The 15,863-nt window shown below is 41.1% G+C and carries 12 protein-coding genes; 4 read left to right on the top strand and 8 right to left on the bottom strand.

All coding sequences use genetic code 11. The features are described 5' to 3' along the window. Position 1 precedes the first annotated feature (1 nt). The 6 genes from D3P12_RS03950 to D3P12_RS03925 form a co-directional block, all read right to left on the bottom strand. Positions 2 to 880 carry a rhomboid family intramembrane serine protease gene (locus D3P12_RS03950; protein ID WP_118193778.1) on the bottom strand — a complete coding sequence of 293 codons (879 nt, stop codon included), beginning with the start codon at positions 878 to 880 and terminating at the stop codon, positions 2 to 4. An 80-nt stretch (positions 881 to 960) separates the two neighbouring features. Next, positions 961 to 1,695, bottom strand: coding sequence for a rhomboid family intramembrane serine protease (locus D3P12_RS03945; RefSeq protein ID WP_118193777.1), 735 nt, complete (start codon positions 1,693 to 1,695; stop codon positions 961 to 963). Positions 1,696 to 1,700: 5 nt separating this feature from the next. Further along, a complete protein-coding gene (mutL, locus tag D3P12_RS03940; RefSeq protein ID WP_118193776.1) occupies positions 1,701 to 3,566 on the bottom strand; it encodes a DNA mismatch repair endonuclease MutL in 1,866 nt (621 codons plus the stop codon). 6 nt (positions 3,567 to 3,572) lie between these two features. Continuing rightward, positions 3,573 to 4,496: a tRNA (adenosine(37)-N6)-dimethylallyltransferase MiaA gene (gene miaA / locus D3P12_RS03935; RefSeq protein ID WP_205941055.1), complete on the bottom strand. Its 924-nt coding sequence runs from the start codon at positions 4,494 to 4,496 to the stop codon at positions 3,573 to 3,575. Positions 4,497 to 4,518: 22 nt separating this feature from the next. Next, on the bottom strand, positions 4,519 to 5,688 hold the full coding sequence (locus D3P12_RS03930) for a Gfo/Idh/MocA family protein (protein WP_118193774.1): 1,170 nt from the start codon (positions 5,686 to 5,688) through the stop codon (positions 4,519 to 4,521). Between the two features lie 237 nt (positions 5,689 to 5,925). Then, on the bottom strand, positions 5,926 to 6,711 hold the full coding sequence (locus tag D3P12_RS03925) for a hypothetical protein (RefSeq protein WP_118193773.1): 786 nt from the start codon (positions 6,709 to 6,711) through the stop codon (positions 5,926 to 5,928). An 89-nt stretch (positions 6,712 to 6,800) separates the two neighbouring features. Here D3P12_RS03925 and D3P12_RS03920 point away from each other — a divergent pair, with 89 nt between their 5' ends. Both D3P12_RS03920 and bshA read left to right on the top strand, forming a co-directional pair. After that, entirely contained in the window at positions 6,801 to 8,549 is a 1,749-nt protein-coding gene (locus D3P12_RS03920; protein ID WP_118193772.1) for a serine hydrolase domain-containing protein, read from the top strand. A gap of 54 nt (positions 8,550 to 8,603) precedes the next feature. Next, entirely contained in the window at positions 8,604 to 9,752 is a 1,149-nt protein-coding gene (bshA, locus tag D3P12_RS03915) for an N-acetyl-alpha-D-glucosaminyl L-malate synthase BshA (RefSeq protein ID WP_118193771.1), read from the top strand. Here bshA and D3P12_RS03910 read toward each other — a convergent pair. Both D3P12_RS03910 and D3P12_RS03905 read right to left on the bottom strand, forming a co-directional pair. Beyond that, the gene (locus tag D3P12_RS03910) at positions 9,747 to 10,799 is read right to left on the bottom strand and encodes a glycoside hydrolase family 43 protein (RefSeq protein WP_118193770.1); all 1,053 of its coding nucleotides are present in this window, start codon (positions 10,797 to 10,799) and stop codon (positions 9,747 to 9,749) included. The genes bshA and D3P12_RS03910 overlap by 6 nt on opposite strands. A gap of 37 nt (positions 10,800 to 10,836) precedes the next feature. Beyond that, positions 10,837 to 13,848, bottom strand: a complete 3,012-nt coding sequence (locus D3P12_RS03905) for a TonB-dependent receptor domain-containing protein (protein ID WP_118193769.1) — start codon at positions 13,846 to 13,848, stop codon at positions 10,837 to 10,839. Positions 13,849 to 14,114: 266 nt separating this feature from the next. Here D3P12_RS03905 and rimP point away from each other — a divergent pair, with 266 nt between their 5' ends. Both rimP and nusA read left to right on the top strand, forming a co-directional pair. Beyond that, positions 14,115 to 14,579 carry a ribosome assembly cofactor RimP gene (gene rimP / locus D3P12_RS03900; RefSeq protein WP_118193768.1) on the top strand — a complete coding sequence of 155 codons (465 nt, stop codon included), beginning with the start codon at positions 14,115 to 14,117 and terminating at the stop codon, positions 14,577 to 14,579. Between the two features lie 2 nt (positions 14,580 to 14,581). Further along, complete coding sequence (gene nusA / locus D3P12_RS03895) at positions 14,582 to 15,817, top strand: transcription termination factor NusA (RefSeq protein WP_118193767.1); 1,236 nt, start codon at positions 14,582 to 14,584, stop codon at positions 15,815 to 15,817. Positions 15,818 to 15,863: the final 46 nt, after the last annotated feature.

Here is a 15,863-nt window from a genome sequence, read left to right as displayed (position 1 = left end):
GCTAATTTTGATCCTGCTTACTGGCTTTAAAAAGTGCTTCTTTTTCCTCTTTTGTTAGCTTATCGTAACCGTATTGAGAGATTTTATCAAGGATTGTATCAATGTATTCTTGATCCGGAACGCGGTGCGCCGGCTTGTTAGGAGGTGTCTCTTCTTTAGGCACAACGCGCATAATCGGTTTTTTTCTTCTTTTCTTTGCAAATGCCCTGCTCCAATCACTCCCCCTTTGCAAGCCTCGAACATATAAGAAACCAAACAAAGCGCCTCCTAAGTGAGAAAGACTTCCGCCTGGATTTGCACCGGCAATACCAATAAGGTCTAGCACTATAAACACTAATGCAAGATACTTCAGTTTAACATTACCGAAGAATAACATTCGGATCGTATAGTCAGGTAGTAAAGTGGCGGTACCCACAACGATAGCACTCACCGATGCTGAAGCCCCCAACAAAAAGGAGAACTGTGCTTCGTTGCTAAACACGGGTATGAAATTATACAATAAAAGAAAAATCAGCCCTCCAGCCAAGCCGCCACAGATATAGGTGAATATAAATTGCCTGCTGTTAAGAAAATCGAGAAAAATCTGCCCAAGCCAGAATAACCATAGCATATTGAACAACAGGTGAAAAAATTCCTGCTGTGTGAACATATACGTAAAAAGAGTCCAGGGTTTTAAAATAAATAATATCGGATCGGCAGGCATGATTATCTGCTCCCGAACGGGTCCGCTAACGACTCCCTGATAGGAAAAAAGAAATTCAAACAGCAATAAAAAATTAAGGAATAAGAAAACCCCGACATTGATAGCAATAAACAGATATAACGGGTTTCCGGATTTAAAAACCTTATACTTAAGATCGCTTAAAATTGAGTTTCTCATCGATATTGACCAAATAATCAATTAAAATTCTGCATGTTGAATTTACAAATCGTTTATCCAATAAACAAATTAAATCTTCTCTACCACAGTTGGGTTTTACCGATGCCCCACGCCTTTAAAAGAATAAAGCCGAATAAGGCTCCGCCTAGATGAGCAAAGTGAGCAACAGAGTCACCGGCAAACCGTGATACCCCAAGGAAAAGTTCTATTAAAATATAAATGGGAATAAAATACTTCGCCTTAACGGGTACAGGAATAAACATCAAATAGAGCGAAGTGTTTGGAAAAAGATACCCAAACGCCACCAAAAGACCAAAAATAGCACCGGAAGCTCCAACCATCGGTATATGATATATGCCTGCCACAGTTTGCAGTTCTTCACTCGTCATACCCGGGTAGTTGCTGGAGATCATACCCGAAACTGGGTCATAATTAAAATAACCTTCAGCAAAGGGGGTACCGACAATTTGATACACTTCTATTCCTTGTACAAAAAATTGTAACGCCAATGCGCCCAACCCGGTAATTAGATAAAAATTGATAAATCGCTTAGCTCCGAGGATCTGCTCGATAATGGGACCAAACATAAAGAGCGCGAACATATTGAAAAAGAGGTGCGCAAAACCGCCATGCATAAACATATAGGTAATAATTTGCCACCAGTGGAACATCGATGAGTCGGGGTAGTAAACTCCGAAAAGCCGATTTGCCTGGTCAAAAATCATTGAGCCAACAAAACCGATTAAATTAAAAACCAACAGGTTTTTAACAACTGGAGATATAGCGCCAAAAGGCGAGGTTGAATTTGTAAACATGCGTTTTAACTTAATTTTCCAAACTTCGTTAAAAGTTCTCCGATAGTAAAAGTAATAATTATAGGCTTATTGCTCAATGATACGTTGGGGCTCTCACATGCAAAAAGCTGATCAATAAGATCAGTCATTGCTTCTTGATCCAGTCGCGTTCCACTTTTAATTGCCGCATTTCTGGCTAAACTACGAGCTACACTTTCTCGCTTCGTGATCCGGTCAACCGCTTGATAATTCTTATATGTTTCCAATAACTGTTCGATAACCTGCGTTTCTTGAAGACTGGGACCAATATCTGCTGGTATCCCTTCAACTACAAACGCGGTCTTTCCAAATGGTCTGATTTGAAACCCTAAGGCTTCGATATGCGGTAGGAGTTCCTGAGCCAGCTCGAAATCAGCTTGATTGAGTGTCACTGTTTGCGGAAACAGACTTTGCTGACTTGCTCCTTGCCGATCCTCAAGTTGACGCATAAAACGTTCAAATAAGACACGCTCGTGAGCTGCCTGCTGCTCTATAACAATAAAACCCGATTTTATTTGTGAAATAATAAACCGGTTATGGATCTGAAAAATCTGCTTAGTTGCCTGCTTCTCGGTTTGCATTTCTGAATCGTCATGAAGATTCAATTGATTCACTTTTACCTTTTCGGTCACTTCATAAAGCGATTCCCAGTTTTGAGGTATAGCTGCCTTATAGGAACCGTGATTAGCCGCCCTCTGTCCCCCGCCATCAGCTTTGTCCTTTCTTTCTTTAGTGTCCTCTGTATCAAAGGGGTTAAAGGAAGGATTAAAATTGATAGATGGCTCCACGATCTCATCGATCGGCTTTTGAGTAATCATCTGACTAAAAGCTGTTTCCTGATTAAAATCTAATGAAGGTGTAATGTTATACTGACCTAAGGAACGTTTGATTGCCGAACGAACAATAGCATAAATTGATCGATCATCCTGATACTTGATCTCTGTTTTTGTCGGATGAACGTTGATATCAATCTTCGCAGGATCAATTTCGATAAATAACACATAGAGCGGAAAGGTTTCCGATGAAAGCAAGCCTTCATAAGCCCCTATCACTGCATGATTTAAATAGGGGTCTTTAATGAACCGCTTATTCACAAAAAAATACTGTTCACCACGTGTTTTTTTGGCAAATTCAGGTTTACCGACAAAACCCTGTATACGAATAATGGTTGTTTCTTCTTCTACCGGAACCAGACGCTGGTTATACGAGTTTCCGAAAAGATGCACCAGACGCTGCTTAAGTCCGGATGCCGGAAGGTGAAACAGTTCGTTACCGTCATGATGTAAACTGAAAAATATCTTGGAATGTGCCAAAGCCAAGCGTTGAAACTCTTCGATTATATGCTTTAGCTCAACTGGGTTACTCTTTAAAAAGTTTCTTCGCGCCGGAATATTATAGAATAGATTTTTAACACTGATGGACGTGCCGGCGGGAGTAGCTACAGGCTCTTGATTTACGACGTTGGAGCCTTCAATTTCGAGGCAAGTCCCCAAATCATCTTCGTGTCTTCGGGTTTTCAATTCAATCTGTGATATCGCTGCGATCGAGGCCATTGCCTCCCCTCGAAAGCCCATGGTACGAATTGAAAATAAATCTTCTGCTTGCCTGATCTTTGACGTGGCATGACGCTCAAAACACAATCTGGCATCGGTAATACTCATTCCGCACCCGTTGTCAATAACTTGTATTAATGACTTTCCAGCATCTTTTACGATGAGTTGAATTTTGTCTGCTCCCGCGTCGATCGAATTTTCTAATAGCTCCTTTACTGCTGAAGCTGGCCTTTGGACAACTTCTCCTGCTGCTATCTGGTTTGCTACCGAATCTGGTAGCAGATTTATTATATCAGACATACGCTGCTAAGGTACGAATTTGGCAGGAAAAAATGCTTTGATATATGCCAATCGTTCTTCAAGACCGTCTTCAGTAAGCCAATGAATTGCTAGTCCATCTTTCTCCATTTTCCTAAAATAGGTCATTTGCCTTTTAGCAAATTGATGGATCGCAATCTCCAGGCGCTGAAAACAGGTTTCATAGTCAAACATGCCCTGTAGATATTGAGTGATAAATTTGTATTCAAGTCCGTAAAAAATCAGCATTTCCTCGGAAACACCTTTTTTCATCAATTGCTCTACCTCGTCGATCAACCCTCCATCGAAACGGGATTTTAATCTGGCCGATATATTGGCTCTCCGGACATCAAGAGCGGGCTGAATGCCGAATGTCAGTGACTTTGGTGGTTTCGCGACATTTTTTTCCAGCCTATTACTCTCCAGCCACTTGGCAATTTCAATTGCCCGTACTAGACGCTTATGTGTACTGGTATCTGCGTCAAAGGAATCATGCAGTGGCATGTTTCTAAAATCTTTCCTAAGTTCATCAATCGTCTTCCCTTCAATCGCTTCTCGTAATTCAGGGTTACGGGGCACACTCGTGAATTCGAAATTTTGTAAAACAGATTGTATGTAGAGACCGGTTCCTCCACACAGAATGGGGATTTTTTCGCGGGATTTTATATCCTCGAAGGCACGATTGAAGTCTTTTTGAAACTGACCAACGCCATAGATTTCACCGGCATTCAGAATATCAATGAGGTGATAAGAGATATCACCATATTCGCTCAGATCCTTCCCGGTACCAATATCCATTCCTCGATAAATCTGTCTGGAATCGGCACTGATAATTTCACCATCGATTTCTTTTGCCAAAGCGACAGCCAGGGAAGTTTTCCCTGAAGCTGTCGGGCCAAGAATTGTAATAAGTTCGAAATCTTTATAGACCAAACCTACATCTAAATTATCATGTTTAATCTACTTTAATCCACTTGTCAGAGCTTGCGTTACTTTCAACCACACGATCTACAAATTGCATTCCTCGCACACCTTCGGCTACTTGCGGAAAATCTAACATCTCTGGTGTTGGGTTTTCACCATTCATTTTAGCAGAAACCGTCAGCGCGAAGTTACGGTAAATATTACCAAAAGCCTCTAAGAGACCTTCTGGGTGCCCAGCAGGAATACGGCTATTGTGTGTTGCAAAACTACTTAGCGTATACGGCGCTTCATAGGCATTCCCTGTGCGGTATACCTGTAAAGGACGGTCAAGTAGTTTAACGTACAAGTTGTTAGGATCATGTTGCTTCCACTCGATCCCACCTTTTTCACCGTAAACACGTAGCGTTAGCGCGTTCTCCTCACCGGCGGCAATTTGTGAGGCAATAAGGACACCATTCGCCCCGTTATTAAAGCGCAAAAGTACATTCCCATCATCATCTAAGTGTCTACCTTCTACAACAACCGAAAGATCGGCGCAAAGCTCGCTGATTTTTAATCCGGATACATATTCCGCAAGATGTGCCGCGTGCGTACCGATATCTCCCATCGCGCCGCTTTTACCTGATTTTTTCGGATCGGTTCTCCAGGCAGCACCTGCATTCCCTTCACGTTCTGATAACCGGCTCAACCAACCCTGTGGGTATTCAACGATAATTTTTCTTACTTTCCCTAATTCTCCGTTAGCAACCATGGCTTTTGCCTGCTTAACCATAGGATAACCGCTGTAGGTATGCGTTAATGCAAGGGTCAAACCGGTCCGTTTTACGATCTCCTGCAACTCAAGAGCTTCTTCGGTAGAAAAAGTCATGGGTTTTTCTATAACAACATTGAAGCCATGCTCCAGAGCCATCTTAGCCGGAGCAAAGTGAATAAAGTTTGGCGTGACAATGGTTAGAAAATCCATCCGTACATCTTCAGGCAGCTGGCTTTCTTTCTCAATCATTTCCTTATAGTCTTTGTAAACGCGATCGGGCGCCACGAAAAGAGCCTCTCCAGATTCCTTACTAATCTGAGAGTCAATACTAAACGATCCGCAAACAAGTTCAACCAAGCCATCCATGTAGGCAGCTATGCGGTGTACAGAACCGATGAAGGCATCTTTTCCTCCACCAACCATACCCATTCTTAATTTTCTCTTCATTATTATCCTTTTTATTCTTTGAATTTTATTCAGCTAAATATATACAATCTTATTCAATTAACCCGTTTCACATTTTAAATAATGGTAATTTTTGATTGTTAACCGGATAAGAACTTGTACTACCTGTTCCCGTTCTGAACCCGTAGTGCTCCCGTTGCCAACCCGTACAAATGGCCATTTGTACGGGTTCACTACCATATAATAACGTGATCAAAATGCGTTATAGTAAAACATGTATTAAACAAAATAGCGTTTGATCATTTTTAGGCTTCCGGAATTCGCAACTACATAGCAATTTTGGTTCTTTTCCAGAACTGAGGAACTAGTAACACCCGCTTTATATATTATTCTCTGATGGTTTTCCCGATCCACCAAATAATGTTGCGGCTCTGTTAATCCTGCATTTTCAAAACCTAATTTCTCATATAACCTGCCGTCCGACCAGTCGAGATCAACATATGTCATCACATCGCTCGGCTGAAAGTCTCTCGAGAAAGCCTTCAGCAGTTTACTTAATCCGCCAACGACCACATAACCCTGCTTCGTACAAAAGCGGATGCATTCGAACGAACGATACGCATCAGTATGTCGCATAAGGCGCCCACCACTGAAAACAGCGATACTCATAAGTTCACCATCAACGAACAATCCGTAACGGTATTTACCTGGAATAGGTGAATGCAAATGATGCTCTTCCAAAAAGGCGATTGTCGTTTTTTTATCAACTCGGGCAACGACACCAGACCGGGCAGCAACTCGACGAGCCTGACCAATTTTATTAAGTATTCTGTTTAAAACGAGATCGCTCTTATTTAACCATATATCTTCATCGAGGTGGATATATTTTTTGACACTGATGTCTGCTGAATGGAAACGGACAGAACCGGGCAAGTAATAATAAACAATTAAGTTATAAGCAGATAAGTCTACCGCGTAGGTAAGCGGACCGATTTCCATCACATTAACAGGTTCAGAAACCCGCTTTTCTATGCGTCGAACCAAATCGTTGAAAGCGATATCCATTCTGCAAATATATCTATTAGGTCGCGATGCACCCTTCTTTCTGACTTATTTAAAAATTTGTATAACTTAGATTCTGAAATAAAAACCCTATGCGAAATCTTATTCTTGCCATCAGTCTGCTTACCTGCATTTCTTACTATGCTTGTGCTCAGAAGAACCAAACGGGGAACCACCCCACTGAGTCTGGAACATCATCGACCGTTGTCCTGTTAAATAACCTGAACAACAAAGTACCTTTAAAACAGCTTGATGAGCGAAAAATTGCCAGTATGAATACTGACGTGACCTTTGATAGCCTACTGAATTATTATGCCGACATCACACCAATCCTTCCGGGTGACGATGTGAATGAGTACAATACCTTAATCGTAGAAATTAACGACAAGCTTCTGGCCGACGAGCCTTTTATGCAATCACTGAAGGAATATAATAAAACAGAAGATCTCATCCTTGTCGGGAAAGGACCCTATACTAGCCTCGCAAAACTGAATGACATAGAAACGCCGATTATCTGGACCACCGATACCAGTAAGAATGCTTCGGCAATCAATGCTCAAGTTGTTTTTGGAGGTATTGCTGTAAATGGCGTGCTACCGATGAATGTATCAGCTAATTTTAAAAAAGGAGACGGAAACAAAACTGAGAAGATAAGATTGGGGTATACCGATCCTGATAATTTGGGTATTAATGGTGGGCAGCTGACAAAAGAAATTGACGCGATCGCAAAAGAAATGATTGACGGGAAAGCAGCTCCCGGCGCTGTCGTAATGGCCGTTAAAGATGGCCATGTCATTTTCGAAAAGGCTTATGGTAATCATTATTACGACAAAAATGAGCCAATGAGCACTCACGATATTTTTGATCTCGCATCTGTCACCAAAATAGCAGCGACCACCCTAGCTGTTATGAAGCTGGAAGATGAAAATAAAATCGATTTAACGAAGACGATGGGATATTATCTAGAGGATGCTGCCCAATCAAATAAAAAAGATGTGAAATTGCAAGATGTAATGTTGCATCAAGGGGGCTTTATCCCGTATATCCCTTTCTATAGAGAACTGACGGAAGCTGATTATCGTACCGACTCATCGGCCGCCTTCCCTACGAAAGTAGGCGAAAACTACTATTTGCGGAAAAACTACTATGAAGAAGTTATGTGGCCGACGATGCTTAGCTCAAAAGTTAAGGCTCCTGGCGAATATGTATACAGTGACATCAGCATGTACGTAATGCAACATGTAATTGAAAAACAAACGGGGATGCCCGAAGAGGTTTATGTAAAAGAAAACTTTTACGACAAGCTCGGCATGTATTCAACCGGCTTCAATCCTTGGCAGCGTTTTCCGCAAACGCGGATTGTACCTACTGAGTTAGATAAAACATTCAGAAAATCGCAGTTGATTGGTTACGTGCATGACCAAGGTGCTGCTATGGCAGGAGGTGTCGCAGGTCATGCAGGCTTGTTTGCAACGGCAAACGATCTGGCTATTTATGGGCAATTGTTATTGAATAAAGGCACTTATGGTGGTGAAAACTATATAAAACCTGCAACAATTGAGAAATACACGGTTCAGTTCTCTGATAATAGCCGGAGAGGTCTTGGTTTCGACCGCTGGAGCCCTGAGCCCGATAGCGAGTATCCTTCAAAATTCGCTTCTCCATCTACCTTTGGGCATACTGGATATACGGGAACGTGCATTTGGATTGACCCTGATAATCAGCTTGTTTATATCTTTCTTTCTAATAGAGTTCAGCCAACAGTCAGTCCTTATTTAGGAAAATTAGACATTCGTTCCAGAATTCAGGATGCGATTTACAAGGCAATTTCAAAAAAATAGTGGAACTTTGCTTCATATTTAAATATAGCAAGGAACAGTTTATAATATAGGAAAATGAAAATAGGTATTGTTTGTTATCCTACTTTTGGAGGAAGTGGTGTTATCGCTACAGAACTTGGGAAAGCATTGGCTGCACATGGACACGAGGTGCATTTTATCACTTATAACCAACCAGCGCGGCTAGATTTCTTTTCAGCAAACCTATTTTACCACGAGGTTAGCATTTCGAAATATCCGCTATTTGACTTCCCCCCTTATGAGCTGGCGCTTTCCAGTAAATTAGTTGATGTAGTTCGATTTGAGAAGCTTGATCTATTGCATGTCCATTATGCGATTCCTCATGCATCTGCAGCCTTTATGGCAAAACAGATTCTAAAAACTTATGGGATCAATATCCCTGTAATAACAACCCTGCATGGCACCGATATTACGTTGGTGGGCAAAGATCCTAGTTATAATCCTGTGGTCACGTTTTCAATCAATCAGTCTGACGGGGTAACGGCTGTATCGGAGAACCTAAAAACAGACACCTTAGCACATTTCAATATAACGAAAGATATCAAGGTTATTCCAAACTTTATTGATCTTGCACGATTCAGTCTTAAGCCTCGCGATCACTTTAAAAAGGCTATTGCACCAGACGAAGAGCGTATTATTATCCATACATCCAACTTTAGAAAAGTAAAAAGGACAGCCGATGTGATTCGAATCTTCAAAAAAATAAACGATAAGATCCCTTCAAAGCTTCTTATGGTTGGAGATGGGCCAGAGAGGGCAAACAATGAAAAGATCTGCCGTGAGCTGGATATTTGCCAAGATGTTCGGTTTCTGGGAAAACAAGACGCTATCGAGGAAATTCTTTCGGTTTCTGATTTATTTCTAATGCCTTCTGAGTCTGAAAGCTTCGGTCTTGCAGCTTTAGAGGCAATGGCCTGTAAAGTCCCTGTCATTGCAACAAACGTTGGGGGATTACCTGAGCTCGTTACCCACGGCGAAAGCGGCTTTATGTCAGATTTAGGCGATATCGATGATATGGCGAAAAACGCGATGTATATACTGGAAGATAGTGAACGACTCGATACTTTCAAAGAGAATGCACGTAAACGAGCGGAGGAATTTGAGCTTAGCTTAATCCTACCGATCTACGAAAATTATTATCAAGAAGTGGTGGAATTAACAAAAGCCGCCCCCTTGAAATTATAATGGTCGCCTCTCTACACCTTCATTCGTAATTTTCACTGGCAGAATATAACCTTCGTCGTCAAAATACATCCGATCGATACTAACCTCTCGATGATAACCCACGTCGGTGGTCAGTGGACGTCGATGATAGACGATATACCAGTCGTCACTACCAGGATAATTAAAAACGGAATGATGACCTGCTCCTTTGGCAATCTTCGGATCCTGCTCTAAAATTTTTCCGATACGCTTAAAGGGACCTAATGGAGAATCTCCAATAGCATAAGCAACCGAGTAATCAGGCCCCATCCATCCTCCTTCAGACCACATCAAATAGTATTTTCCCTTCTTAACAAACATAAACGGTCCCTCAACGTAATTTTCCGGGGTGATCGACTTGAACAAACTTCCATCTTCAAAGGGAATAAAACCCGTAAAATCATCATTTAGTTTTCCAATATTACAATTTCTCCATCCGCCATAGATAAGATAGTACTGACCGTCGACGTCACGAAAAACGTATTGATCAATGGGTTGTGCGCCATGATGAAATTTATCAATCAACGGCTTGCCAATATGATCAACATAAGGACCTTCTGGTCGATCAGCGACCGCAACACCAATACCCCCTAGCTGATCATCATTTTGGATATCATTTGCTCCAAAGAAGAGATAATATTTACCTTCTTTCTCAGTAATAGAAGGTGCCCATATTGAATATGCCGCCCATTCGACATCTTTTATATCAAGAACATGACGATGTTTTTCCCAATTGGTTAAATCCTTGGATGAAAAAGCATCTAGAAAAGTCTGCCGCAAATATTGAGGGTTGATTGTATTTTTCTGCAATTCCAGCTGCTGCTCAGTAAATTCCGTCGAAGGATCAGGTTCCCCATATTCCTCCGAAAAAGTTGGGAATATCCAATAAGTATCATTGAAAATAGCAATCTCGGGATCCGCATACCAGCCTGGAAAAACCGGATTCCCGACTTTCTCAGATTGAGCGTATGAATTAGACACTCCAAAAAATATGCTAAACAAGGCAACTAGTAATACATTCGTTCTCATAAAAAGTCATTTATGGAAACGAATGTATTAAAAAAAATCAATTCAACAACTCATCAAATGTAATCGATACATAGTACATTCCGCCGACCGAAGGGTTACCCCAGCCTGTTGTATAAAGTTTATTGCCGATATTCGTCGCCCCCAACTTGATGATTGACTTGTAAGCGGGTAGTCTTTTGCTGACTTGCGCATCAATCGTTGAATACGCAGGAATGACTGTATAACCGTTTATGTTAGCAAAGGTATTGGCTAGAGCCGCGTTCCAAATCATTTCTGTTTGATGGCGGTAAGTCACACCGGCTCCCCATCCTGTGTTATTGATATTATGATTTGTAATTCCGAGATTGTATCTGAATTCAGGGCTGTTGAATGCGGTCACAAAGGTTGGATCATTTTTCTTTAATTCGTCTTTATTCAAAAGGACGTTTTGCGTGATGTTGCCGGTCGCGACAAAACCCTTTCCGAGCGAATAATCGAGTCCGACACCCCAACCTGAATTTTTAACGGTTTGTTCGGCATTCATGGGCATACTATAAACATTCCGTTTTGTAGGATCCGCCAAATCAGTCATCGGTCCGTTTGGATCCTTTTTCTGTATCAGAACGGTGCTACCCTCAAAAGTAAGGAAGCGATTATAATAATAGAATAGGTCAACAAACAACTTTTCATCTATTAAGCCTTTATAACCAATTTCATAAGTTTCCACACGTTCAGGTTCCCATTCTTTAAATTCAAAAGGTTCGATTACGCCCTCTTGGACACTTGCTAATCGATAAACAGGATTTTCAACCATATTATAGCGCTCCTTAAATAATGGCAAACCGCCAATTAATCGAGCTTGAGGAGTTAACAGGTCAATATATTGATTTTGAGTTGTTGGTATTCTAAATCCTTGCTGAAAAGACGCTCTGATATTCTGGTTCGGTGCGAGCGTGTAGACTCCAGAGATTCTTGGACTAAACTGCCCTGCAAAGTTTTCATTTTTATCATAGCGAATGGAAGCTGTAAGTTTAAAAACATCGGCAAAAGTCTTAGCGCCTTGTATATAGGCTCCATATTCCCTGATATTGAACTCCTCACCCTGCGGTGTCCCGTCTTTTGTTGCAAATAACGTTCCTTCGGAATTAAGATCATACACCCGATAGTTAGCCCCGACCAATAACTCCACGGTCGCTGGGTCAATAAGTCTTTTGAAATCATACATCGCCTCAGCATGGTAAAGATTTGTACGATCTAAAAATTGCGCTCCGCCAGGGATGGGTATTGATTTAATATCAGCCATTGCACTTCCAAATTCGGTTCCTTCAACACTATAAAGACCATTTGCGGTTTCTATTCCCGGAAGTAAGGCACTACTCATCCATTCATTCCTGTTTGCCTCGGCAAACTCATTTGCAGTTTGATAAGCTGCTGCCATGGCCTGCTGTTGATTCATTCCGCCCATCAAATTGGTCTGATAGGTTTGTAATAAAGCCCCTGCATATTGTGTAAAAGAGCTTTGGACGAAGCCCGGCGCTCCAGTGCCAATAGCTGTTTCTAACCATTCTTTACTCATGAGGCTACCCAATACACCCAACGCATGTGCATCTCCCGAATTTTCCCGAGTCGTATATCCACGTACAAAAAAATTATCTCCCCGTAGTTCCGCTTTGTATTGTCCCATCGTGAAATTTTGGATATTATAACGATCAGCTGCGGTATAAACCGATGAACCTTTACCCCAGTTCAGTTGAATGATCGCTTCCATATCATCCGTAACACGGTAGTGTAGAGAAGCATTCAGCTTTAAACTTTTTGCAGGATAATCAGTTAACTGCTGTTCAGAATAACCTGGAGCAGCAAAATAATATTGTGGAACCATCGCATTGAAAATATTATTAGCCATAGCAAGTTGGGCCTGAGGATCTGCTCCAGCCAATAATTGAGGCAACGTGGCATTTCCCGCCTGAGGAATCTGCGTCGTCATGATTGCGCCAAGCGTTGCGGATGTTCCGTTTGCCCCATCACCCGGCATTCCATTCCCACGAAGGATATCATATACATTGGTTCCTACATCTCCGTACCAATTTATTCCGTCGTAATATGGATTATTTTGTGTGTTACCGATATTATTTTCGAGTGTCGTGCCATTGAAGCTCTGATCACGGTAGTCAGTCGCCTGCCAATCATCTGCTGACAGGTAAGCGATATTAGCTTTAAAAGCAAAGCGGTTATCAAATGATTTCGCAAAGCGGAGAGCCACATCATAAAATGCAGTATTCGTCTGCGTTCTATTTGATGCACTCATTACACCACTCTTTACATATGCGCTTAACCCCTGATATTCGAAAGGCGATTTACTGTTCATTAATAGAATCCCATTGATTGCATTGGGACCATAGAGCGCCGAAGCCGCGCCAGGCAATAATTCAACTGTCTCTACATCAAGTTCAGACATCCCAACAACATTTCCTACTGCAAAATTGAGACCTGGAGCTTGATTGTCCATCCCATCCATTAACTGAACGACACGGACGTTGCCATTAGCTCCAAACCCTCGTGTGCTCACAGAACGGAATGTTAGTGATTGCGTATTCATTTCCACACCCTTTATATTCTGTAATGCATCGTAGAATGAAACTTGTGGCGATGTCTGAATGGTTCTGGTGCTTAAGCGTTCGATTGTGACAGGGGATTTTAACAAACTTTCCGGAACTCTTGATGCGGAAACAACAACGGCATCACCCATAATCGCTTTTTCATCTAAAGAGATGGCCAAATCTTCACCTGAACGCGTTACTACGATTTCTTTGGTTTCAAAACCTACAGAACTTATTATTAACGTAATAGGCGGTGCAGAGTTTACGGAAAGCGAGAAGGTCCCGTCCTGATTCGTCGCGGTTCCCATCACTTTCCCTTCAACTTGAACGCTGATACCTGCTAATGGAGCAGATCCTGCGGAGTTAACTATTCGGCCCGTGATTGTAGTTTGAGCTAATGCTTGAAAGGAAAACATGATCTGAATTACCAACCATAGTAATAAGATCCTTTTTAAGTAAACTATTTTCATATAATAGAATTAAAGGTTCTGTAAATCCTGACGCAAGGTGAGGTTTGATTAGTTTAGTTAGTGGTTAATTGTGGGTTCTTGCTATAACTGGTTCTTTATTATAAAAATAATACAAAAAAATTAATAATTACTATGTCTGCATAATTTTTGTATGATAAGTGTCTTATTTTGTTTGTTTTGAATTTAATTTTATTTATCATACCTTTGCGATATCTTAGTTGAGAGGGAACAGACTGTTCCCTCTTTTTTTTAAGTAAGTTTTGAAGATGAATATCGAAAAGTATGTAACGGGGTTGGTTGAGGAAAAAATAGCAGATAGGCCGGATCTATTTCTGGTAAGTGTGCGATTCACTCCCAATGGGAAACTTTCCATCTTGGTTGACGGAGATCAGGGCATTAGCATACAAGATTGTGCTGCGATCAGCCGCCATGTGGGTTTTCATTTAGAGGAGAATGAGATCATTAAAACCGCATACAACATTGAAGTATCGTCGCCCGGTGTCGATACCCCGTTAGAACTTGAGCGTCAATTTATCAAAAACATTGGTAGGCGTGTCCATGTTAAGCTGAAAGAAGGTAAAAAGCATGAAGGAGAATTACTTAGCTATACGTCGGAAGGTATCGTAATCAAAGAATTGATCAAAGAAAAAGGAAAAAAAACAAAAGAACAAGAATCCTTTTTTGATATCGATAATATAGTTGAAACAAAGGTGTTAATTTCATTTAAATAAAAATGAGCAATATCAATTTAATAGACTCATTTCAAGAGTTTAAAGACTTTAAAAACATTGATCGCCCGACGGTAATCAGTGTATTAGAAGAGGTTTTCAGAAGCATGATCCGCAGACGCTTTGGAACCGACGAGAACTGTGACGTAATCGTAAACCCCGATAACGGAGATTTGGAGATATGGAGAACCCGTGTTGTAGTTGAGGATGAATTCTCGGAAGACGATGAACTGGAAATAGAGTTGGCAGAAGCTAAGAAATTAGATCCGGATTTAGAGATCGGAGACGACTATATTGAGGAAATAACATTGGAAAGCTTCGGTCGTCGGGCAATTCTTGCCGCTCGTCAGACACTAGTTTCTAAAGTGTTAGAGCTTGAAAAAGACGAAATATTTAAGAAATATAAAGATCGTGTTGGCGAGTTGGTTACCGGAGAAGTGTATCAAATATGGAAGAAAGAAACGCTGGTATTAGATGATGAAGGAAATGAGCTAATTCTTCCAAAAACAGAACAGATCCCAGCTGATTATTTTAAGAAGGGTGATAATATTCGCGCGGTGGTGCATAAAGTTGATATGCTAAATGCGTCCCCGAAAATTATTATATCAAGAACAGCACCGGAGTTTCTACACCGTCTCTTTGAACTGGAAGTACCGGAAATTTTCGATGGATTAATTACCATTAAGAAAATCGTACGCGAACCGGGGGAAAGAGCCAAAGTAGCTGTTGAATCTTATGACGACCGTATTGATCCAGTGGGTGCATGTGTCGGAATGAAAGGCTCTAGAATCCATGGTATTGTCAGAGAATTGAGAAATGAGAATATTGACGTGATCAATTTTACCAACAACATTTCGCTGTATATAACCCGAGCGTTAAGTCCGGCTAAGATTTCATCTATCAAACTCGATGATGAAGAGAAAAGAGCTGAGGTGTACCTTCAATCTGATCAGGTTTCTCTGGCAATCGGGCGAGGTGGACATAATATAAAATTGGCCGGGAAATTAACCGGTTATGAAATTGATGTTTACCGCGAAGCAGATGAATCAGAAGAGGATGTTGATATTGAAGAATTTTCGGATGAAATCGAAAGTTGGATTCTGGACGAGTTCAAGCGTGTGGGATTAGACACCGCCCGGTCTGTATTAGCTTTAAGCGTTGAAGAGTTATTGAGGCGAACCGACTTGGAAGAGCAGACAATTATTGATGTTATTCAGATATTTAAATCTGAATTCGAATAAATACTTACAAAAAGTACGTTTTCTGTAAATCGTTGGTAATAAACAA

The organism is Pedobacter indicus (genome assembly GCF_003449035.1).
GTDB classification, from domain to species: Bacteria; Bacteroidota; Bacteroidia; order Sphingobacteriales; family Sphingobacteriaceae; genus Albibacterium; species Albibacterium indicum.
The sequence above is the reverse complement of the archived record's forward strand: the minus strand, read 5'-3'. Positions and strand labels throughout refer to the sequence as shown.